Annotated in this window: 20 protein-coding genes; 7 read left to right on the top strand and 13 right to left on the bottom strand. The window is 65.1% G+C overall.

Annotated elements, in window-relative coordinates; genetic code table 11:
• Positions 1 to 12 precede the first annotated feature (12 nt).
• Both SLG_RS03920 and SLG_RS03915 read right to left on the bottom strand, forming a co-directional pair.
• Positions 13 to 705, bottom strand: coding sequence for a VIT1/CCC1 transporter family protein (locus SLG_RS03920; RefSeq protein ID WP_041391716.1), 693 nt, complete (start codon positions 703 to 705; stop codon positions 13 to 15).
• A gap of 258 nt (positions 706 to 963) precedes the next feature.
• Positions 964 to 3246: a TonB-dependent receptor gene (locus tag SLG_RS03915; protein ID WP_231848749.1), complete on the bottom strand. Its 2283-nt coding sequence runs from the start codon at positions 3244 to 3246 to the stop codon at positions 964 to 966.
• A gap of 341 nt (positions 3247 to 3587) precedes the next feature.
• On the opposite strand from SLG_RS03915, the gene SLG_RS03910 reads away from it, so the two are divergent.
• Positions 3588 to 4022 carry a MarR family winged helix-turn-helix transcriptional regulator gene (locus tag SLG_RS03910; protein ID WP_148276483.1) on the top strand — a complete coding sequence of 145 codons (435 nt, stop codon included), beginning with the start codon at positions 3588 to 3590 and terminating at the stop codon, positions 4020 to 4022.
• Positions 4023 to 4089: 67 nt separating this feature from the next.
• Here the strand turns inward: SLG_RS03910 and SLG_RS03905 are convergent, their stop codons facing one another.
• Together SLG_RS03905 and SLG_RS03900 are read right to left on the bottom strand one after the other, a co-directional pair.
• Positions 4090 to 5424 carry an alpha/beta hydrolase family protein gene (locus SLG_RS03905; RefSeq protein WP_014075119.1) on the bottom strand — a complete coding sequence of 445 codons (1335 nt, stop codon included), beginning with the start codon at positions 5422 to 5424 and terminating at the stop codon, positions 4090 to 4092.
• A gap of 162 nt (positions 5425 to 5586) precedes the next feature.
• Positions 5587 to 6240: a TetR/AcrR family transcriptional regulator gene (locus SLG_RS03900; RefSeq protein WP_051003688.1), complete on the bottom strand. Its 654-nt coding sequence runs from the start codon at positions 6238 to 6240 to the stop codon at positions 5587 to 5589.
• Between the two features lie 151 nt (positions 6241 to 6391).
• Between SLG_RS03900 and SLG_RS03895 the strand changes: the two genes are divergently transcribed.
• The gene (locus SLG_RS03895) at positions 6392 to 7189 is read left to right on the top strand and encodes a MipA/OmpV family protein (RefSeq protein ID WP_014075117.1); all 798 of its coding nucleotides are present in this window, start codon (positions 6392 to 6394) and stop codon (positions 7187 to 7189) included.
• Between the two features lie 152 nt (positions 7190 to 7341).
• Here the strand turns inward: SLG_RS03895 and SLG_RS20250 are convergent, their stop codons facing one another.
• Both SLG_RS20250 and SLG_RS03885 read right to left on the bottom strand, forming a co-directional pair.
• Positions 7342 to 8403, bottom strand: a complete 1062-nt coding sequence (locus SLG_RS20250) for an FAD-dependent oxidoreductase (protein ID WP_014075116.1) — start codon at positions 8401 to 8403, stop codon at positions 7342 to 7344.
• A 5-nt stretch (positions 8404 to 8408) separates the two neighbouring features.
• Positions 8409 to 9800: an FAD-dependent oxidoreductase gene (locus SLG_RS03885; protein ID WP_014075115.1), complete on the bottom strand. Its 1392-nt coding sequence runs from the start codon at positions 9798 to 9800 to the stop codon at positions 8409 to 8411.
• Between the two features lie 123 nt (positions 9801 to 9923).
• Between SLG_RS03885 and SLG_RS03880 the strand changes: the two genes are divergently transcribed.
• Positions 9924 to 11393, top strand: coding sequence for an FAD-dependent oxidoreductase (locus SLG_RS03880; RefSeq protein WP_014075114.1), 1470 nt, complete (start codon positions 9924 to 9926; stop codon positions 11391 to 11393).
• 65 nt (positions 11394 to 11458) lie between these two features.
• Here the strand turns inward: SLG_RS03880 and SLG_RS03875 are convergent, their stop codons facing one another.
• The gene (locus SLG_RS03875; protein ID WP_014075113.1) at positions 11459 to 12292 is read right to left on the bottom strand and encodes a p-hydroxycinnamoyl CoA hydratase/lyase; all 834 of its coding nucleotides are present in this window, start codon (positions 12290 to 12292) and stop codon (positions 11459 to 11461) included.
• Positions 12282 to 12794 carry a MarR family winged helix-turn-helix transcriptional regulator gene (locus SLG_RS03870; protein WP_014075112.1) on the bottom strand — a complete coding sequence of 171 codons (513 nt, stop codon included), beginning with the start codon at positions 12792 to 12794 and terminating at the stop codon, positions 12282 to 12284. The genes SLG_RS03875 and SLG_RS03870 overlap by 11 nt, the downstream gene beginning before the upstream one ends.
• A 72-nt stretch (positions 12795 to 12866) precedes the next feature.
• Between SLG_RS03870 and ligW the strand changes: the two genes are divergently transcribed.
• On the top strand, positions 12867 to 13871 hold the full coding sequence (gene ligW / locus SLG_RS03865) for a 5-carboxyvanillate decarboxylase (RefSeq protein ID WP_014075111.1): 1005 nt from the start codon (positions 12867 to 12869) through the stop codon (positions 13869 to 13871).
• 48 nt (positions 13872 to 13919) lie between these two features.
• On the opposite strand, the gene SLG_RS03860 is transcribed toward ligW, so the two are convergent.
• The gene (locus SLG_RS03860) at positions 13920 to 15029 is read right to left on the bottom strand and encodes a 5-methyltetrahydropteroyltriglutamate--homocysteine S-methyltransferase (RefSeq protein WP_014075110.1); all 1110 of its coding nucleotides are present in this window, start codon (positions 15027 to 15029) and stop codon (positions 13920 to 13922) included.
• A gap of 152 nt (positions 15030 to 15181) precedes the next feature.
• Between SLG_RS03860 and SLG_RS03855 the strand changes: the two genes are divergently transcribed.
• Both SLG_RS03855 and SLG_RS21240 read left to right on the top strand, forming a co-directional pair.
• Positions 15182 to 16906, top strand: a complete 1725-nt coding sequence (locus SLG_RS03855) for a thiamine pyrophosphate-requiring protein (RefSeq protein ID WP_014075109.1) — start codon at positions 15182 to 15184, stop codon at positions 16904 to 16906.
• Between the two features lie 111 nt (positions 16907 to 17017).
• The gene (locus SLG_RS21240; protein WP_014075108.1) at positions 17018 to 17281 is read left to right on the top strand and encodes a hypothetical protein; all 264 of its coding nucleotides are present in this window, start codon (positions 17018 to 17020) and stop codon (positions 17279 to 17281) included.
• Between the two features lie 30 nt (positions 17282 to 17311).
• Here SLG_RS21240 and SLG_RS03850 read toward each other — a convergent pair whose 3' ends face one another.
• From SLG_RS03850 to SLG_RS20245, 4 genes are all read right to left on the bottom strand, one after another.
• Positions 17312 to 17557, bottom strand: coding sequence for a toxin-antitoxin system HicB family antitoxin (locus SLG_RS03850; protein WP_014075107.1), 246 nt, complete (start codon positions 17555 to 17557; stop codon positions 17312 to 17314).
• Positions 17554 to 17979, bottom strand: a complete 426-nt coding sequence (locus SLG_RS03845) for a putative toxin-antitoxin system toxin component, PIN family (protein WP_014075106.1) — start codon at positions 17977 to 17979, stop codon at positions 17554 to 17556. The genes SLG_RS03850 and SLG_RS03845 overlap by 4 nt, the downstream gene beginning before the upstream one ends.
• Before the next feature lie 114 nt (positions 17980 to 18093).
• The gene (locus tag SLG_RS03840; RefSeq protein WP_014075105.1) at positions 18094 to 19545 is read right to left on the bottom strand and encodes an aldehyde dehydrogenase family protein; all 1452 of its coding nucleotides are present in this window, start codon (positions 19543 to 19545) and stop codon (positions 18094 to 18096) included.
• Between the two features lie 78 nt (positions 19546 to 19623).
• Positions 19624 to 20271 carry a MarR family winged helix-turn-helix transcriptional regulator gene (locus SLG_RS20245; protein WP_014075104.1) on the bottom strand — a complete coding sequence of 216 codons (648 nt, stop codon included), beginning with the start codon at positions 20269 to 20271 and terminating at the stop codon, positions 19624 to 19626.
• Between the two features lie 158 nt (positions 20272 to 20429).
• Between SLG_RS20245 and SLG_RS03830 the strand changes: the two genes are divergently transcribed.
• Entirely contained in the window at positions 20430 to 21704 is a 1275-nt protein-coding gene (locus tag SLG_RS03830) for an aromatic ring-hydroxylating dioxygenase subunit alpha (protein ID WP_014075103.1), read from the top strand.
• Positions 21705 to 21721 lie beyond the last annotated feature (17 nt).

Raw genomic sequence — 21721 nt, 5'->3', positions numbered from 1 at the left:
CTGTTCCCGTCGTTAAACCGCGGTCCCCACCAGTCGACCGATCCCCGCGGTGATAGCCATGGCAAGCGCGCCCCAGAAGACCACGCGCATCACGGGTTTCAATGGCCTGGCGCCGCCCGCGATGGCGCCGACAGCGCCGAGGGCGCCCAGAAACAGGATCGATCCGGCCGCTTCGCCCGCGACCATCATCGACATAGGGAGCAAGGCGGCGAGCAGGAGTGGCAGCGCGGCGCCGACAGTGAATGTGGCGGCCGAGGTGAAAGCGGCAATGACCGGCCTCGCGGTCGTCACTTCGTTGATGTGCAACTCGTCGCGCGCATGCGCCTTGAGGGCGTCGAAACGCATCATCTGCTCTGCCACCGATCGTGCCGTCGCGGGATCGACGCCCCGGGCCACGTAAATGTCGGCCAGTTCCGAGAGTTCGGCTTCGGGCGCCGTGGCAAGCTCTTTCCGTTCCCGCGCGAGGTCGGATTGCTCGGTGTCGGCCTGCGAGCTGACCGAGACATATTCCCCGGCCGCCATCGACATCGCACCGGCCACCAGCCCCGCAGCGCCTGCAATCAGCAAGGCCGGGCGATCCGCGCCGGAGGCAGCAACGCCGAGAATGAGGCTCGCCGTGGAGACGATGCCGTCGTTCGCGCCCAGCACCGCCGCGCGCAGCCAGCCGATGCGCGAGACGAGATGCTGTTCCTTATGTGGCCTCATGCGCGCTCCCTCCATCGGCCGTCACCGGCGCCATCAGCGCTGGATCGACCAACGCCCTCCGGAAACAATGCATCAGCCGCGCCCGCAAAGCCATTCCCGCTCACGCATGGTCATGCGCGTGGGGCTCTCGATCCGGCAGTGGCGATAGCGGCCCCCCGACGCGAAGGCGCGACCGGAAAAAGGGCATGATCGCAGCCTGAAGACCGCCTCTTCCTTCAAGCGAGGCGGGGACAAGCGCCCCCGCCTCGGGTTCCTCGCTCAGAAAGAGAAGGATGCCTGAAGATACCAGTTCCTCGGCCGTGCGTAGATTTTCTCCGCATAGCCCAGCGTGCCCAGCGACGCGTTGCCCTGGACCAGGTAGCGCTCGTCGAACAGGTTGAGCACACCGCCGGTCAGCTTCCAGCCGCGATCCTTGTCACTCAGGGTGATCGATGCATTGCCGACGAAATAGTCGCCCTGCTCGATCTCCGGGACGCTGCCGGTGATGAAGGTGATCTTCGTGTTGTAAGTGCCGTCGAACCGAGGCGTCAGCGTCATGCGGTCGATCGGGATTTCATATCCGATGCCGAAACTGCCCTGGAAGGAGGGCGTGAACGGCAGATCGTCGCCCGGCGCGACCGTCGCCGTGGCGCCCGGCACCGGCGTGATGCTGAGGATGCGGTCATCCAGCACGCTGCCCGACAAGTCGAGCTGCAGGCCGGAATTGCGCGAGCGATAGTTGAGCTCGCCTTCCAGACCCTTGATCCGCGCCTTGCCGGCATTGAACAGCAGCGGGACCACGCCCTGCCGGAAGATCAGCTGGATATCCGTATATTCGGCAATGAACGCTGCCGCGCTCAGGCGGACATCGCCAAGATCGAATTTCGCGCCGATCTCGTAGCTGTCGACCGTCTCTTCATCGAACGGCGTCGGCACGTTGCCCGGGGGGGCGGCGTTGTAGCGCGTGTTGAAGCCGCCGGACTTGAAGCTGCGGGCATAGGACGCATAAGTGCTGATCGCGCGGGACCAGGAATAGCGGATGCTAGCGGATCCGGTGAGTGCCGAGAAGGCCCGCTCATAAGGCCCCGGATAGATGAACAGCGGCCCGCCATCCGGAATGGCCGTGGTGGGCAGCGGGTCGGGATCGGGCAGGGTCGCGGGGAACAGGTTGAGCACCGTGCCGCGATAATATTTCTCGTCCCGCGTGTAGCGCAGGCCGCCCGACACTTCGAGATTCTCGATCGGCTTGACCGACACTTCGCCGAAGACCGCGAAGGACTTCGTCTTGAGGTCCGAAACCTGCAAGTCGCGCGACCCCGGTCCGCCGGCCAGCAGCGAGGCAATGACGGGCGGCGACGGCGGGAAGGACAGGGGCACCGTGGCCCGCTCGTTGGTCTTCTCGTGGAAATAATAGCCGCCGAGAATCGCGTTCACGCTGCGCGAGGCATATTGGAGCTGGAGCTCCTGGCTGAACTGGTCCGACTGCGCACCCACGTCCGTGGTAATCAGCAGGAACGGCGTGTTGTCCGCATCGCGGATGCCGCGCGCTTCGGTCGAGCGATAGGCGCTGATCGACTTGAGCGTGAAGCGCGGGCTCAGATCGGCGACGATCGTTCCGGACACGCCCCACACTTCGGACGTGCTCAGCACCTCCGCGGTACCGCCGTTCACGAACGGGCCGCGCGCCTGGAAATCATTGGCGCAACGCGCATCATTGATGAGCGGGACATTCGGCGCGCCGAAGCGCGGATCGCCCGGCGTCAGCGGCGCGAACGGGATGGTGGCGCCCGGGCAACCGGCCGCGACGCTCGCGATCGCCGCGACCGGCGCCTGCTCGTTGATCCCGGCGAACACGAACGGGGCGCCATGTTCGTCCCGCTTGGTGTAGTCGGCGCGCAGGTTCACGCGAATGTCGGGCGAAGGCTTCCAGAGCACCGCGCCGTTCAGGGTGAAGCCGTTGTCATTGCCCAGGTCGAGTCCGTCGAACTCGCGAATGACATAGCCGTCGCGCTTGCGGAAGCCGCCGGATACGCGCGCCGCGGCCGTGTCGCCCAGCGGAAGGTTGAGGACGCCGAAGCCTTCGAAGAGATTGTCCGTGCCGGTGCGCAGGCGCGCCTCGCCGCCGAAATGGCCGATCTCCGGCTCCTTGGTGCGTACGAGAATGGCGCCGCCGATCGTGTTGCGGCCGAACAGCGTTCCCTGCGGGCCGCGCAGCACCTCGACGCCGGCAATGTCGCCAAAGTCGATCGCGCCGCCCACGGCACGCCCGACATAGACCTCGTCGATGTAGATGCCGACGCCGGGATCGACCGCGGCTGTGGGGTCGAGCTGGCCCACACCACGGATGAAGACCACCGAGGCTGAACTGTTGCCGGAAAGCTGGCCGGCCGGCTTGAACTGGAGGCTGGGCGTGATCTGCTCGAGATCGCTCGCGCGATTGATCTGGCGCTCCTGCAGGGTCTCGGCATCGAAGGCCGAGATGGCGACGGGCGTGTCCTGCAACGATTCCGCCCTTCGCCGCGCCGTCACGATGATCGCATCGGTCGCGCCTTCGTCGCTCACGGCCGTGTCTGCCTGTGGCTGCTGAGCCTGGGCCGGCGCTGCCCATGACAATAGCAGAAGCGTGCCGGACGCTACGCTGCTCAACAATCGGACTCTCATGACGCCTCTCCCCTTTGGATCCTGAAAAATGACGGCCGCATCTTTGCGGTCAGTGGCACAAGCGGGCCTGTGAATTTAGTTATATGATAAAACAATGTGTGGCAATATGGCATGGAAACATGCGATAAAATCCGTGCGGATCGGTGCCCGCCCGGGCACCGGTCTTCCCGGACAGAAAAACAGGCTTGGGAGAGAGACATGCGCCAGAGGGGTGGACGCGCGACCATCGGAACAGCGACGACATGACGGCCCTTGGCCCGCTCGACGAGCTAGTCGGCTATCATCTGAGGCGCGCGTCATCGGCGATGAAGTCGGACTTCACGCAGACCTTCGCGGAGACAGCCATGCGCCAGGTGCTGTTCGGCGTCCTGTCCGTGGTCTCGGCAGCGCCGGGCACGAGCCAGGGCAAGGTCGGCGAGGCGCTCGGCATCCAGCGCGCCAACATGGTGGCGCTGGTGAATGACCTGGTCGATCTAGGCCTCGTCGCGCGCAAGACGGCACGCCGCGATCGCCGCGCTTTCTCGCTCAGCCTGACGCCGGCAGGGGAAACGAAGCTGCGCGAAATGCTCGAGCAGATCCGCACTCACGAAGACCGGATGCTCCAGGATCTCACGACGGAGGAACGCGAGACCCTGATCGCCCTGCTGCGCAAGGTCCACGCACCGACATCGACCTGAAGCGCCAGCCCACTCGGCTCATGCGCAGGCCGGCAGGACGCCGGCGCATGAAAAGCCATTCACGCGCCTAGATATGAGCCTCGATCCAGTCGAAGCTGCGCTGGGTCGAAACCGCGAGCGCGCCGACCTGATTGTGGAGCATGGCAGTCTCCTCCCGCGTGAACAGGATGAAGTCCTTGGGACATCTCAGCTTCTCGAAAAGCGCCCGGGCCTGGCTGAACTCGTCCATCTCGCCATCCATGACGAGCGTGCGGCACCGGATCCTGTCCACGACGTCCTCGGCGCGATAGCGATTCATATCGGCGATGAGCGCAGAGGGTGTCCGCACGCCATGCTTCCACATCGAATCCGTGACGCCCCACGCAATGAGGGGCGTGTTCGCCATCACATCCTTCATCCGGCGGTCGAACGCTGCGGGGTTGCGTTCCGCCAGGGCCAGCATGTCACTGCCGAGCGCCTCTTCGAAGAAGCGGCGGATCACGTCGCGCCAGTTCAGAACGCCGGGATTGGCGATGCAGAGCTTCAGCCGATGCTCGAAGGCGGCTGCGCGCGGCGCCAGCGCACCGCCCATGCTGAGACCCATCAGCGCGATCCGGTTCGGGTCGACGCCCGGCATCCGAACCGCGAAATCGACGACGGGGCGGACGACATTCTCCCAGTCCGGCCGGAAAGGCAGGCCCTGCAGGCGAATGACCTTGCCCTGGCCGGGGCCATCGAAGATCAGGCAATGCATCCCCCGCGCATTCGCCGCCTCGGCGATATATTTGCATTGCTCCGCCCAGGCATCGCGCCCGTTGAATGCAATCACCAGCGGCGCGCGCTCGCGCTTTTTTCGCGGCGCCGCGAAGAAATAACCCGGCAGCTTCGTCGTCTCATAGGGAATGGCGACCGGTTCCGCGCCGAGCGGCAGGTCCTGCAATGCCCGTCGATAGGCCTGCTCCGCCTCGCGGGTGAGCGCCGCCACCTCGTGCGCCCAGGGATCGGGATGACGATGGAGCGCCGCGATGAAATAATTCGCGGCGCGCATGTCTGCCTCGCCCGCGCTGATCGGATGGCCGCCCTTGCGGCTCTCGCCGGCGGTCCTGACCAGCCGCCTCGCCGTGGTCTGCCATTCGCGCGACCAGCTATAAGGGTCGGCGCCATCGACGCGGCTCGCCGTTTCGAGGCATTCGCCAATGTCGGACATCTTCTGCCAGGCTGCGCCGAGATAGAAGAGGAGCACCTGATTGAGGATGGGATCGGGCATGAGTTCGAGCTCGAACCATTGCTTGCCGGCCCCCTCGCCACCCGCCGCATGGACCGGCAGGCCCGGCATGCTGGCGCCCATCGCCAGAGCCATGCCGACGCCGGACATGCCGGCCCCGCGCAGCGCCTCGCGTCGGGAATATTCCTTGTCCTGCATCGCTTGTCCTCCTGAAGCGGGGGAAAGCTGGTAGATCGGCGACGCCCTGACAACTCGCATAACTGCGTAGGGCCCGCGCGCCGCCAGACCCGAGGGATTTCGGACTCTCCGGCTTCAAGACCGGATCGAAAGGCGCCGTCCGGCTCGCCTTTGGCCGCGTGCTCAGTCGGCGGCGTCGCTTCGGGGGCCGGGCGCGCGCCCGGTCAGATAGACGATGATCACCATCAGGATTTCGCGGCGAATGGCATCGCTCTTCAGGCCTGCGGGATCATGAACCACCAGACGGTCGAAGATGGATCTCGTCATGGCCGCGAGCACCGTCAGCGCCAGCGGAAGATCCAGCCCGGGCCGGAATTCATCGCTATAGGTGGAAAGGAAATCGGCGAGGACGCCGAGATTGTCCTTCGTCGATGTGCGTTCCCATTCCAGGATGCCAATCTGCGGCGCGCCGTCGATCAGCACGGCATGGTGCTGCGGATTGGTCGCGTGCAGCTCGAGGAAGTCGTCGATCAGGACTTCGAGTGCCTGGACGAGCGGCAGCCCCGCCGCACGGTCAATCGCCTGCTGGAGCGTGCGCAGATTGTCCTCGGCATTCTTCTGCAGCAGCGCCGCGACCAGCGATTCCTTGCTCGGATAATATTGGTAGAGCGAACCGATGCTGACACCCGCCCGCTCGGCGACATGATTGGTCGTCATGCCATCATAGCCGCGCTTCGCCAAAATGTGAGCAGTCGCTTCCAGAATGGCGTCGACGGTCGCCTGGGCCCGGCTCTGACGGGGATTTTTCCGGGGATGAAGCTCCTGGGGAATCGGCACGCCGGTAATGTCCAAAGCGAGTAAGGGAACGGCTGTTTCGCGGATATTTTGGCCCCCGCCAAGAGCAAGTCGCACAATCAGACACACGCGGTTCGGAAGAGCGCCGTGATGCCCTTGCCTGGCGGATCGTCCACAATCCCGAGGTCACCCCATGCGTTTTTTCCTCTTCGCCGCGCCGCTATACCTGTTCCTTCCCTCGGCCTCGATCGCCCAGGCGACATCCGGCGATGAAATCCACGGCACCGTCTATCTCGGGCCGATCGTCGCGCCCGATTATGTCGGTTCCGACGAATATCGCGTCACACCCTTCGGCGGATTCTCCGTCCACTATGGAAAGATGTTCGTGCGCAGCGAAGGCTCCGGCCTTGTCGCCAACCTCTCCCCAATCGATCATGTCCTGCTGGGGCCCGCGATCAATTTCCGCATCGGGCGCAGGCCGTCGGACATCAAGAGCGCGGCCGTCGGCACGCTCGGGCGGATCGACGACGCCTGGGAGGCCGGCGGCATGGTGGGACTTGGCTTCTCCGGCGTCGCCTCCGAACACGACTCGCTGGAAATCACCAGCAAGCTGCTGTTCGACGTCAGCGACGTTCACAAGGGCTACACGATCCAGCCCGGCATTGCCTATCGGTTGCCCGTTTCAAGGAAGGCCACAGTCGGCCTGATGCTGAGCGCGACGCTCGGCGACGATTCCTATGTGCAGCGCTATTTCGGCATCGACGCGGCCGGCGCGGCTGCTTCCGGGTTGGCGGCCTATCGTCCCAAGGGTGGCCTCGTCGATGCCGGAGCCGTTCTCACCGGCACCTATTCCCTTGGCGGCCGCTGGAGCCTGCTGGGAATCGCGGGTTACAGCAAGCTGTTCGAAGGTGCGAAAAACAGTCCGGTCGTGTCCGATGTGGGCAGCAGCGACCAGTTTGTCGGAAGCCTCAGCCTCGCCTATTCCTTCTGATCCCTTGCATCCCGAACCCGAAGGTTCGGGCCGAAGGGAGATGTCCCGATCCGAGCCGTCATGACAGGCGGCTATCCGGATCGGGACAAAGCTCCATGCCGGGATCGGCTGCGTCCGGGGAAGACGAAGGATACGCAACCGACCCGCCGGTCTCAGCGCTCCGCGATGAGCAGCCGCTCCACCCCGGCCGGTTTCGCACATATCCTGAGCAATTGCGCTGCCGCGTCGCCCTCGAGCCAGTCGGGCACTGCCGGGGGCTCCCCTGCATCGACCGCGCTCGTCGGCCGTGAAGCCCTGGCCCGACGCGCATCGCCAAGCTGGAGCGCGCCCGCCACATCGACGAGAAAACTATTCTCGAAGCCGGGGACGCCTTTCAGGAAGGGGAGGAATTCCCGCATCAGGTTTCGCAGATGAGCCTCTGCACGGCTCAGGCCCTCCACGTCGCGCCCGCCCTGCCCTTCGATCCGGGGGCCACGCAGGAAAGCGATTTTCCGCTCCGGCTGCAGCACCCCATAGAGTTCGATCGTGTCCGGCTGATCGTCGGCGAGGCGCCCTTCCCGCTTCGCTTCGGCTACCAGGGCAGGCCACTGATGCCGCCCGGCCAGCGCCCGATCGAAATCGATGCCGCCGATCCTGGCATTCAGCCGCACAGCGGACGACTGGTCGACCGGGGCGATGGCGACGCCCGCCCGCGACGCCAGTTCGCCATCACCGGTCGCGTCAATCACGATTCCAGCGAGGACAGCGAAGCGGCCGGACTTGTTCTCCACCATCACGCCCCGCATTTCGCCATCGCGCATGATCGGGTCCGATACCCAGGTCGAGAGCAGGAAGCTGACGCCTGCTTCCCGGGCAATATCCAGCAGGGCATATTTCATCGCCTCGGGATCATGGACGCGGCCCTCTCCCATCCGGTCCGGCCCCGCTTCGCCGGCCTGTTCGAGCCGCGCGGCCACTTCCGCCGCGATCCATTCCGGATGCTGTTCGAGATCGATGTCGAAGGACAGCGGCCCATTGCCGCCCAGCACCACATGGCGCTCGACCAGCAGCGTCCGCGCCCCGCCCCGTGCCGCCGTGACGGCCGCCGCGACGCCGGCCGGGCCGCCCCCGCATACCACCACGTCCACCGATCGGTAGACGGGCGTCCGGCGGGCGGGAAGAGCGATGTCCTGGCTGGCGGCGATGGCCCTCAGCCCCGTTGCCTCGATGTTCATGTCGCTCAATCCTGCACCATGTTGTGAAGCTTGGCCTTGGTGATGTCGATCGCGCCATCGGCCAGATTCTGGCCCTGCGCGATAAGCAGCGCCTGCAGTTCCTCGATGTCGACCTTGCGCAGGGAAACGCCATGGCGGCAGGCAAGGGCAGCCGCCGTTCCCGCCGCTTGCCCGAAGGCCATGCAGTCCGGGATCTGGCGACAGCGCGAATGCGCTTCATAGCTCATCGATACCGTCTTGCCGGCCACCAGAAGATTTTCCAGCGTCTGCGGCAGCAGGCAGCCATAAGGCACGCCGAACACGGATGTGACCATCGTCGACTTGGCGAGCTTCTCGCGAAATGCGGCGGTTGTCTCGCTCCCGTCGGTCGGGTGCCGGACGAAACCGGGGGTATCCGGCAAGCGGTGATAGCGCTTGAAGATATCATCGGGGTGAAAGATGCCGCCCAATATATCCTCGCGGGTCAGCGTGTAGTCACCCAGGATGCGCCGCGAGTCCCGCACCCCGATCATGGGCGCGGCCTTGATCAGAAAGGCGTCCTCGAAACCCGGCACGGTGCTCAGGAAAGGGATGAACGCCCGCACGCCCTCGCGCGCACGGATTTCGGCATCGGTGAGGTCGTCGGCATCATAGGGATCGCGGCGCAGGACGCGCACCCCATAGATATAGCCCATCTGCCCCTCGCGCGTGGAAGGCGCGATGCCGAAATTGGAGAAATTGTCGAGATAGAGATCGTCGCTGAGCAGCCCCGCGTCCTTGGCGGCCTTGACCAGTTCGGTGCGGCCCTTGCGGTCCTGGCTGCGCGTATAATCCACGCCGCCGATCTGGAAGAGCATCACCATCGGCTGCGGGGGATTATAGTCCTGCATCGGCGCGCCAGCCCGGGCGGCGATGTCCGCGTCCCCAGTGGCGTCGATCACGATATCGGCCAGGATTGCCTGGCGGCCGCCCTTGTTCTCGATGATGGCGCCCTTCACGGCCCCATCCTCGATGATGGCATCGGTGACCCAGGTGCGGGTCAGCACCTCGACCCCGGCGCCCTCGACGATCTCGGCTAGAACGAATTTGAGTATCTCGGGATCGAAGGGAACGGCGAAATGCCCGTCCTCCAGATCGGGATCGGCACCGCCCACCGCCCGCAGACGCTCGATGACTTCCTTCATGATGCCACCGGTGAAAAAGGCCTGGTGATATTCGGTCACGAAGGATCGGGGGCCGGTTCCCCCCAGCGTCGTATCCCGTTCGATCATCAGGACCCGCGCGCCGTTGCGCGCCGCGGCGACCGCTGCCGCCACGCCGCCTGCGCCGCCGCCGCAGACAAGAACCTCCGTCTCGCGCCACACCGGAATCGTTCGGCCGGGCTCATCGATCCATTCGATATCGCCACTCTCAGCCATGGACAGTGCCCCTCTTTTTTCTCTTGCTCGCCTGTCAAATATATAACCATAATATCTTTTGCAAGCCGTTGCCTGAGCAATGATATAACGATATTACTTTTTAAGCAGGATAGAGGAGTCGTCGTGACGCAGGAGACATTCATCGAACCCGCCCGGGCCATTCCGGTCGCCAGGCGCACGCAGGTGCTGGTGGTGGGCGCCGGGGCGGGCGGCTACCCCGCCGCGATCCGGGCAGCGCGGCACGGCGCCGAGGTTCTCCTCATCGAGCGCAACGCCGTGGTCGGCGGAACCGGCCCGATGTCCTTCGTGACCGAGTTTCTCAGTTGCGAGAATATCGGCGGCATCCTGCGCGAAGTGCAGCAGCGGCTCGCCGCCCATGGCGCCGCGCCCGAGACGTTCCTGCCGGAATATTTCAACCTCGCTTATGACCCGGAAATGTTGAAGCTGGTCGTGCTGGACATGCTGGTCGAGTCCGGTGTCGAGCTGCTGCTCAACACCTCGGTGGTGGACGTGATCCGGGAAGGCGATGCGCTCAAGGGCGTCATCATCGAGAACAAGTCGGGCCGCCAGGCGATTTTCGCGGACGTGGTGATCGACGCGAGCGGCGATGCCGATGTCGCGGCGCGCGCCGGCCTGCCGATGCATCCGCGCGAGGCGCCCCAGCCGATGATGATGCTGTGCCGCATGGGCGGCGTCGACTGGCGACGCATGGAAGCGCATGCCCGCGACAATCCCGACGATTTCTCCAAGCTCTGGGGCACGCCCGCCAATCGCCTCGATGGCGCGCAATATGTGCATCTCACGGGCTGGAAGTCGCTCGTCGCGCAAGGCAAGGCGGAAGGCAGCCTGCCCGGGACATTCGGCCATCATATCTCGATCTTCGGCGCCACGCCTGCCAATCTGGAGCGCGGCATCGGTTATCTCTACGCCGTGCAGGTGCTCGATCGCGATCCGACCGATGCCGCCGACCTCACCGGTGCCGAGATCGAAGGGCGCCGGCGTGCGCGCGATTTCCTTCCCTTCGTGAAGCGCATTCCGGGCATGGAAGACGCCTATCTCATCGATATGGCGCCCCAGATCGGCGTGCGGGACAGCCGCCGCATCGTCGGCGACTATACGCTGACGCGCGACGACATCTTCGACGGCGCGGTCTTCGACGACGAGATCGCGCTCAAGGTCTATCGCGGGCCCAATCTCAAGGGCTGGGTCCGTCACAAGCCGGACGGGAGCGAGGGCGGCAAGGGTCATGACCTGACCGAAATGCCGATTTCCATCGTGGTGCTCGGCCTGCCCTATCGCTGCATGCTGCCCGTCGGCATGGAGAACCTTATCGTCACCGGCAAGACCGTCTCATTCGACAATGAAGCGCACCAGCGAGTGCGCCTGATGCCGGAATGCATGGCCATGGGCGAAGCGGCGGGCACCGCGGCCGCCCTCGCCGTGCGCGATGGCGTGACGCCGCGCCAGGTGGACATTGCGGCTGTGCGTGCAATGCTGGTGGAGGGCGGGACCAATCTCGACCGCAGCAAGGTGCGTGTGGCTCAGGTTCGCGAGACGCTGGCCAGTCGCGGCCTCAATGTGCTGGTGAGCTGATCGGCGAGCCACCCGGGCAGCCCCTCCCCCTGGGGATGCCCGGGTGCCGTCGCAGGGCGGGCCGCTCAGTCCTCGCGGCGATAGCCACCCAGCCCGGGCTTGAAGGATTTCTCGTCGAGGAACTGCGTCATGCCCTTGCGCCGGCCGCGCTCGGTATCCTGCGAGGCGGCCGTTGCGGCCAGCGCACCCAGCATGGCCTCGGACGTGTCCCAGTCCAGCCGCTCGACATATTTGAACGCCGACTTGGCATGGCGCAGGATCGTCGGGTTCTTGGAAAGCAGCTTGCGGGCAAGCACCTCGACCTCGCCGCGCAGCTCCGCCAGCGGGACGGAGCGATTGACCAGCCCCATCTTCGCTGCTTCCTTCCCGTCGAAGGGATCGCCGGTCATGATATAATGAAGCGCATCGCGGTGGTTCATGACCTGCGCGACGGCGCGAGTGACATTACCGGCCGGGATGATGCCCCAGTTGATCTCGGAAAGCCCGAACGTCGCCTCGTCGGCGGCAATGGCAAGATCGCAGGCAACGAGCGGCGTGAAGGCACCGCCGAAGCACCAGCCATTGACCATGGCGATGGTCGGCTTGGGATAGTGCATCAGGCGCCGCCACATCCAGTCCGTCGCCGCGCGGCGATACCGCGCCTGCACGATCGCCGACTCGCCCTCGGTTTCCCGGAAATATTCCTTGAGATCCATGCCGGCGGAAAAGGCTTCGCCCTCGCCCGTCAGCACGACGACGCCCACGTCGTCGCGGATTTCGAGCTCGTCGAGCGCGACCCACATCTCGCGATTGACGGTGGGGCTCATCGCATTGCGCTTCTCGGGCCGGTTGAGCGCCACCCAGGCAATTCCGTCATCAAGCGTGACCTTCACGGTCTCGAATGTCAGTTCATCCGACATCGGCATCCTCATTCTCTTTGTGTTCGACAGTTTCGATCATGCGCGCCAGCAGGTCGATGAGCGCGGTGCGTTCCGCATCGCTGAGGCCGGCCATCATCCCGTCCTCCAGGCGCCGCGCCTGCTTGCTCACCTCGGCGAGCCGAGCGCGCCCCAGCGGGGTCATGGTAATCAGCGAGATGCGCCGATTGACCGGGCTGGCTTCGCTGACCACGAGCTGCTTGGCCTTCAGCTGGGCGACCTGCTGCGTCGTGGCCTGCGGCGTCACATTCTGCGCGCGGGCGAGGTCGGCGGCCGAGCAGGGCTCAAGCTGGCGCAGGAAGGAGAGCAGCGTGAAATCGCTCGCTGACAGGCCATGCTCGCGGACAACGTCATCCAGTCCGAGCTTGGCAACGGTGTAACTCCGCTTGAGCAGATAGAGCAGCCGATAGCGCGCGCGGCCATTCCCCCCGTGATCGCCCGTTTCTCGGCAGCAATGGCCATGAAGAGTCCGCCCAATTGACAAGTGAATTTATATCAAGTTGCTTGATATGAAAACTGGCTGATGTCAAGCTGCGGAAAAGAGGAGAGAGTGCCGATGCGACTGATCGCCACCGAGGAAGCCGTCACTTTTCAGCCCGTGGTGGACGCCCTCCGCGCCCATTCGCGCACGGACGATGCCAGCCTCGACATGATCCTGGTGCGGGACGTTTATGGCGACGAGCCTGCCCGCCCGGCGATGATCGGGCGGCTCAGCGACGTGACCGGCGAGCGGCTTGCCGAGATGGACAGCAATGGGGTCGACATGCACCTCCTGTCCCTCACGGCCCCCGGCGTGCAGATGTTCGACGCGGAGACGGGCACCCGGCTCGCGCGGATCGCCAATGACCTCATGGCCCAGACGGTCGCGGCGAATCCGACGCGCTTCGCAGGGCTCGGCACCTTCGCGCCCCAGGATCCCGCCAGCGCGGCCCGCGAGATCGAGCGCGTCGCCACGCAGCTTCGGCTCAACGGGCTGGTGATCAACAGCCACACCAATGATCTTTATTATGACGATCCCTTCTTCCATCCGGTCTTCGAAGCGATCGAGGCGAGTGGTCTCGCGCTGTACATCCATCCCCGCGCGCCCTCGAAGCAGATCGACCGGGCGTTTCGCGATTATGGGATGAACTCGGCGATCTGGGGCTATGGCATCGAAACCAGCACCAATGCGGTGCGCATGATCCTCTCCGGTCTGTTCGACCGCTTTCCCCGGCTGAAGATCGTGCTCGGACATATGGGGGAGGCCATTCCCTTCTGGCTCTGGCGCCTCGACTATATGCACGGCAATGCCACGACGTTCGGCGGCGCGCCGAAGCTCAAGCTCAAGCCGTCTGAATATTTCCGCCGCAACTTCGCGATCACGACGAGCGGCGTGGAGAGCCACGCGGCGCTGCGTTATTCGATCGAGGTGCTCGGGCCGGAAAATGTGATGTGGGCCATCGACTACCCCTATCAGCCGATGGCGCCGGCCGTGCAGTTCATCAGGACTGCACCGATCCCGGAGGATGTGAAGGCGATGGTCGCGGGCGGCAATGCGGCGCGCATCTTCCGCATCACCTGAGGTCCTGCGAGCATCGCGCCCTTGCGACGCCCGCCAGACCGCCTCGGATCAGCCCCAGACTTCCTCGGCAACCTTCACCACCAGCGCCAGCTTCTGCTTCTCGTCCTCGATGCCCATCGTGTTGCCGCCGATGCCGCTCGAGAAGCCGCATTGCGGCGAAAGCGCGAGTTGATCGATACTCACGAACTTCGAGGCTTCCTCGATGCGGCGCTTGAGTTCGTCAGCGCTTTCCATCTGGCCGCGCTTGGTCGTCACCAGGCCGAGCACGACGGTCTTGCCCTTCGGCACGAAGCGCAGCGGCTCGAACCCGCCGGCGCGGTCCGAATCATATTCGAGGAAATAGCCGTCGATGTTCAGCTCGTTGAACATCACGTCCGCGATCGGTTCATAGCCGCCTTCCGCAACCCAGCGCCCCGCGAAATTGCCGCGACACACATGCATGCAGACCGCCATGTCATCCGGGCGAGCGGCAATCGCCGCATTGATGAGCCGGGCATAGACATGGGGCAGTTCGTCCGGATCCTCGCCGATGCTGGTCTGCACCTGCGCACGCAGGCTGGGGTCGCACAGATAGGCGAAGTTGGTCTCGTCGATCTGCAGATAGCGGCAGCCTGCATCGATCAGGTCCCCGATCTCCTCGGCATAGACGGCCGCGAGATCGGCATAGAATTCCTCCATCGTCGGATAGGCTTCCGTGTCGATCGCTTCGCGCCCTCCACGAAAATGCATGATCGAAGGTGAAGGAATGGTGATCTTGGGCGTCTCCTTCGTCACCGACTTCAGATATTTGAAATCCTCCACGAAGATCGGCTTCGGCCGCGCGAGCTTGCCGGCGACGCGCACGGTGTGCGGCTTGCTCTCCACCGTACCCTGCTCATTGTGGAACGTCGTCTTGTACTTGGACTGCCACGGCTCGACATTCTCGAAGCGCAGCAGGAAGTCGGTATGCCAGCTGCCGCGATTATACTCGCCGTCGGTGATGGACTTGAGCCCCAGCCCTTCCTGCAGCGCGACCACCTCGCGAATGGCTTTCTGCTGGATGGTGGTCAGCTCGTCCGCGTCGATCTCTCCGCTCGCATGGCGATTGCGCGCCTCGATCAGATAATCGGGACGGATCAGACTGCCGACATGGTCGGCACGGAACGGCGCTGGCTTCATGGAACATCTCTCCCGCTGGGGTCGCATTTTGTGGATCAAGGAAACAATTGGCACAACCCGATTCCCCGGGCCTTTTCTCTTGTTTCCTTGAACCAGATATCAATTTCGTTATCAATGACAACCATAACAGCGACAATGGACCGGGAGAGACCATGACCACGCCCACCGCCCACGCGCTCCGATCCGCCGGCAGCGACCAGATCGAGGCCTCCGCCGGCGAGATCTTCCTGCGACGCCTGGCTGCCAACGGCATCGACTATCTCTTCGCCAATGGCGGCACCGATTTCGCGCCCATCATCGAGGGCTATGCCCATGCGCAGACCGCCGATTTCAAGGTGCCCGCCCCGGTCATCGTGCCGCATGAGACAGCCGCGCTGGGCATGGCGCATGGCTATTATCTCGCGACCGGACGCCCGCAGGCGGTGATGGTCCACACCAATGTCGGGCTGGCCAATTGCGTCATGGGCGTGCTCAACGCGGCATCCGACCAGGTGCCGATGATCCTCGCCAGCGGCATCACCCCGCACACGGAGCATGGCCCCCTCGGGCACCGCAACTCGCCGATCAACTGGGGCCAGAACATGCGCGACCAGACCGCGATGGTGCGCGAGCCGGTGAAGTGGGATGCCACCCTGTCCCGCCCCGAGCAGATCGCCCCGCTGGTCGACCGCGCCGTGGCCATCGCCACCTCCAGCCCGCGCGGCCCGGTGTATCTGGGCCTCCCGCGCGAGGCGCTGTGCGAAGTAACGACCTATCGCGACAGCAAGCCGCGCAATGCCGCCGCCCGCGCCGCGCCGCACCCGGAAGATCTGGCGCAGGCCGCCCGGCTGCTCGATGCCGCCGAGCGCCCGCTGATCGTTGCCTTCCGCACCGGAGCCCGCGGCGGCGGGTTCGACGCACTCACAGCCTTTGCCGAGCGCCACGCGATCCCCGTGGTCGAGTTCTGGCCCTCGCAGCTCTCCATCGACGGCGCCTCGCCCATGCATGGCGGGTTCGACCCCGGCGAGGACCTGGCGGCGGCGGACGTGGTGCTGGTGCTCGATGCCATCGTGCCCTGGCTGCCGCACCGCCACGGCTTTGCCGAGCAGGCGACGGTGATCCAGGCCGGGGCCGATCCGCACCAGCTGGAAGTGCCCCTGCGCGGCTTCGCCACCGATCTGGCGCTGACCGGCGAATCCGCCCACATCATCGCCGCGCTGGACGAGGCGATGCGCGGCCTGACCCCGGCGCGGGATCGATCCGCCCGCTTCGCCCGACTGGCCGAGCGCCACGCCGCGCGGCGCGCGCAGCTGGACAGTGCCGTGCGCGCCGGGTCGCCCATGTCCGCCGCCTTCGTGACCCGCGCCATCGTGGAGCTGATCGGCGCGGAGGGCTGCATCGTCAGCGAGCTGGGCGCCAAGCCGGAATTCGTGACCGGCCTGCGCGGCGACCAGTTCTTCCAGAACCCGATTTCCGGCGGGCTCGGCTGGGGGCTCCCCGCCGCGCTGGGCGTGCAGCTGGCGGACCGCGACCGGCTCGTCGTCGCGACGGTGGGCGATGGCAGCTACATGTTCGCCAATCCGGTCGCCTGCCACCAGATCGCCGAGGCGCACGGCCTGCCGCTGCTCACTATCGTCTATAATAACGGCATCTGGGGCGCGGTGCGCGGATCGACCCTGGGCATCTACCCCAAGGGCCACGCGGCGCGCGCCAATGTGATGCCGATCACCTCGCTCGAGCCGCTGCCCGACTTCTGCAAGATCGCGCAGGCCTCACGCGCCTGGACCGCGCGCGTGGCCGACCCGGCCGCGCTGGCCGACACGCTGCGCGAGGCGGCGCGGGTGATCCGGGAGGAGAAGAGGCAGGCGTTAGTGGAGGTGAAGGTGGCGAGGCACTGACGGGCGCTCGCCCTTAGAAGGCGTCGCGCCCTTCCGCGATATCAAGCAGTTCGCGGAACAGACCGGTTTGGTGATCGTAAAAGTGTGTTTTCCCAACAACAAACTCATTTGATGATCGTGGACGATTATCAAATGAGGAAAGCTGGGCAAAATCGAGCCGCTGCCGACTTCTGCAAGATTGCCGAAGCCTCACGCGCGTGGACCACGCGCGTGGCCGACCCGGTGCTGGCCGACGCGCTGCGCGAGGCGGTGCGGGTGATCGGGAGGAGAAACGGCAGGCGCTGTTCAAGCCGGAATATCCGAGCTCAGAAAGCTGGCACGATACGCACCTTGGTTACCTATGCGCTCGCTGCCGCCTCGCTTTGGCGATATTGACAGCGTATCCGCACGGACAACCCTATTGCCTCAAACCTCATCCCCACTCGGCGGCGCCTCGCGCCTGGCGTTGTCGAGGAAGGGCAGCATATCCTCCGGGCGCGCCTTGCCCGCGCGGCGCTTGAGGAAATCGGAGGCCGTCTCGACCACGCCGATCTTCTGCGCGATGGCGACGGAAATCCACTGGTTGAGCGACACGCCATCCTCCTTGGCGAGGCGCGCGGCGGCAGCCTTCACCGAGGCGGGCAGCTTGAGCGGGTAGGATGCCTTGCTCATGATCGTAGCTCCTTCAAAACGTCTCCGGGCCGCAGCACATGCAGGCCGAACCGCTGCGCGCCCTTCACAAAATCGCGCACATTATGCGTGATGAGCGCGTCGGCGCGACCATTCACCGCTGCCTCCAGCACCATCTCGTCATTGGGGTCGCTCAATTGCGGCCGCCACTGAAAACTCACCTCGACCGCTTCGCTGGCGCTCGCGAGGGCGGCGAGAAACCTGTCGATCTCGCGCAGCCCGAGGCCGTGGGCCAGCCGCTGCTCGGGACGCTTGAGCACCGCCTCATATTCGAGGAACAGGGCTGGCGTGACCAGCGGCGTCAACCGGCCAAGGGCGGCGTGGCGCAGTACGGCATTGCTGCCGCCTTCTGCACTGCGCAGGGCCGTCACGATGACATCGGTATCGAGTACCACCCGGTGCATATCTTATGAGATATCACTTCTCAAGGGATATTCAAGACAGAGCGGTACTGTGGTGTCTCGACTTCGCTCGACACGAACGGGGAGTGACGTTTACGCGCGGGGGCGTTAGCCCCCTCACCCTACCGGCCGGCTCACCACCTGCAGTTCCTGATAGGCCCGTATACCCAACACGCCATGCTCGCGGCCATAGCCAGACTCTTTCATGCCGCCGAAGGGCACGTCTGACTCGTTGAGGCCGTGGCGGTTGATCCAGACTGTGCCGGCCATCAGCTGCCCGGCGACAGCGCGGGCGCGGGTCTCGTCCGCGCTCCAGACGGAGGCGCCGAGGCCGAAGCGGGTGGCGTTGGCGCGTTGCACGGCTTCATCCTCGCTGGCGAAGCTGAGCACGGGCATGACCGGGCCGAACTGCTCCTCGCAGACCAGAGGCACGGTCTCGTCCAGCCCGGCGATGACGGTCGGCTCGATGAAGTATCCCTCCCCGCCGCGCACGCTCCCGCCGGTCAACACCTGCGCACCGGGGCGGGCGACGGCATCCTCCAGATAGGCCTTCACCTTCTCATATTGCGGCCCGTTCTGGATCGGCCCCATGTCCATGCCCGGCGTGGAGCCCGGGCCCACTTTCAGGGCTGCAACTTTCTCCACGAGTTTGCCGAGAAACGCATCGCGCACGGGCTCGGCGACATAGACGCGCTTGATGGCCATGCAGATCTGCCCGCAATTGTAGAAGCCGCTGCGCGCCACCCCGGCCGCCGCCAGATCGAGATCGGCATCCTCCAGCACCAGCGTCGCATCATTGCCGCCCAGTTCCAGCGTGATGCGCTTGAGCGTGGCGGCGGCGCTGGCCATCACTTTCTTGCCGGTCGCCACCGATCCGGTGAAGCTGATCTTGTCGATCCCCTCATGCGCGGTCATCCAGGCGCCCAGGTCATTGCCGCCGGCCAGGATGTTGAGCACGCCGGGGGGGAGCAGGTCCGCCACCAGACGGCCGATCGCCAGCGTGGTGAGCGGCGTGTAGGGCGATGGCTTCAGGATCAGCGTGTTGCCGGTGTAGAGCGCCTGCGCGACCTTGTGCATGGCGAGCGCGATCGGGAAGTTCCAGGGTGCGATCGCGCCGACGACGCCGAGGGGATGCCAGCGCAGTTCCACTTTCCCGCGCTCATCGTCACGCAGCACCTCGTCAGCCAGGTCGAGCGCGGAGAGCTGCTTCATGTGATGGCCCGAGACCGCCAGTTCCATGCGCGCCTGCGCAAGGGGCTTGCCATGTTCCCGCGTGAGCAGCGGCGCAAGATCGTCCGCCGCCGCGCTGATCCGGTCGGCCAGCGCCCCGATCAGCGCGCGCCTGTCCTCATAACTCCGTGCGGCCCAGCCCGGGAAAGCGGCGCGCGCGGCGGCCACGGCAGCATCCAGGTCCGCGCGGGATGCATCGGGGCACAGCGCGAACGCGCGGCCTGTGGCGGGATCGATCACTTCGAACCCTGCATTGCCCGTCACTGGCCGGCCGCCGATCAGATGCGCGTCGGCACCATCCGCAAACTGCAAGCGGTTGAGCCCGTCCACCTCGCTCATATCCTTCTCCCTCAACGATGCGGGGAGCATGAATATTGTTGCCTGAATCCACAACCCTTATTCGTACGAGCGTGGAAATCAGGGCGTGGACGCCAGATATTGCCCGAGCAGATCATGCAGCCGCCGGGCGAAATCGCGATCCAGCGGCAGCGTCTCCTCGGCCGGGCGCCCCTCCCGATCACCGCCGCTCACCATCTCCAGCCGCGGCATGGCGCCAAGGGCGCTCACATCCTCGACGACGCCGCTCACGCGCTTGAGCTGCTGGTCGAGCGTGGTGAGGAACGCCGTGAAGGCATCCACCTGCGCGCGCGTGAACGGCGCCTGCAGAACCTCGTTCAAACGCAGCGCAAGCGCATAGGTTTGCTCGTGAATCATGCGGCCCGATTCGGTCAGCTGCAGCAGCACGGAGCGGCTGTCCGCGGGGTTGGCGAGCTTCTCGATCAGGCCCCGGTCGACCAGCGAGGAGACGACCCGGCTCGCATAGCTTTTCTCCAGATGCGCGTCGGCGGCCACCTGCTTGAACGACACCGAACCATAGCTCGCGGTGATACCGATCACCCGGCATTCCGGCAGCGAGAGCCCCAGATGCTTGCGATAATAATCCTCTGAAATACCTTCAGAAAATCTTGCGACCATGTGCAGGCGAAAAGTCATCAGGCTGCGGAAGTTCGGACGCTTCACCGCAGCATCGGCCTTCTGGGTGGCCACAGGATAAGTCCCCCTCATGCGTGGAGCGGCACTATAGGGCGAGGATGTTGGCGAGCACAACAATTCTCGCGAGACACGATGGCATGGCTTGACCTTGTTTGTTGTCTATGACAACGAAATGGTTCGACACAAACACGCGCCCGCGCAGGGCGCCAGCAGCCAGGAGAGAGAGGCCAATGCTGTCCGCAGAGCAGAACGACAAGCTGGCGCGCGTCGGGCCGGGGACGCCCATGGGGGAATTGCTGCGTCGCTACTGGCATCCGATCGGCGGCGAGAGCGAGTTCGAGACGAAGGCCACGCGCCCGGTCCGCCTGATGGGCGAGGACCTCGTCCTCTACAAGGATCTCTCCGGCAATTACGGGTTGATGGATCGCCACTGCCCCCATCGCCGCGCGGACATGGCGTGCGGCATGGTGGAGGCGGATGGCCTGCGCTGCAGCTATCATGGCTGGATGTTCGATGCGCAGGGCGCCTGCACCGAGCAGCCCTTCGAGGATACCGCCAATCCCAAGGGGCGTTACAAGGACAAGGTCCGCATCAAGGCCTATCCCGTGCGCGCGCTGGGCGGCCTGCTCTGGGCCTATATGGGCCCCCTCCCCGCGCCCGAACTGCCGGACTGGGAGCCCTTCTCCTGGAAGAACGGCTTCCGCCAGATCGTCATTTCCGTGCTGCCGTGCAACTGGCTGCAGGGGCAGGAAAACTCGATGGACCCGATCCATTTCGAGTGGATGCACGCCAACTGGAGCAAGCGCCTGCGCGGCGAGACCGGCCCCTATGGCCCCAAGCATCTCAAGATCGACTTCCGCGAATATGACTATGGCTTCACTTACAACCGCATCCGCGAGGACACGGACGAGACCAATCCGCTCTGGACCATCGGCCGCGCCTGCCTGTGGCCCAATGCGATGTTCACGGGCGACCATTTCGAATATCGCGTGCCCATCGACGATGAGACGATGATGAGCGTCGGCTGGTTCTTCACCCGCGTGCCGCGCGATGCCGAGCCCTATGTGCAGGAGTCCATCCCCGTCTGGCATGGCCCGATCAAGGACGCGCAAGGCGAGTGGATCACCAGCCATGTGATGAACCAGGATTTCGTCGCCTGGATCGGCCAGGGCACCATCTCGGACCGCACGCAGGAAAATCTCGGCCTCAGCGACAAGGGCATCGGCATGATGCGCCGCCAGTTCCTGCGCGACATGGAGAAGATCAGCCGCGGCGAAGACCCCAAGGCCATCATCCGCGACCCCGCGATCAACAAGGCAATTCCGCTGCCCACCATCCACCGCGACGCCGTGATGGAAGGCATGACCGCCGAGGAGATCGAAGCCGGCGGCGCCCTGCACCTCAAGCGCTTCATCTTCCAATATGGCCAGCCCGAACACGTGCTGAAGATGCAGCAGGACGCGATGCGCATCAGCCAGGATAACAAGGGCTATGTCGACGCCTGAGGGCGGCGCGAAGGGCA

Origin of the sequence: Sphingobium sp. SYK-6 (assembly GCF_000283515.1) — a bacterium.
Classification (GTDB): domain Bacteria; phylum Pseudomonadota; class Alphaproteobacteria; order Sphingomonadales; family Sphingomonadaceae; genus Sphingobium; species Sphingobium lignivorans.
This window is presented reverse-complemented; position numbering and strand designations above follow the sequence as displayed.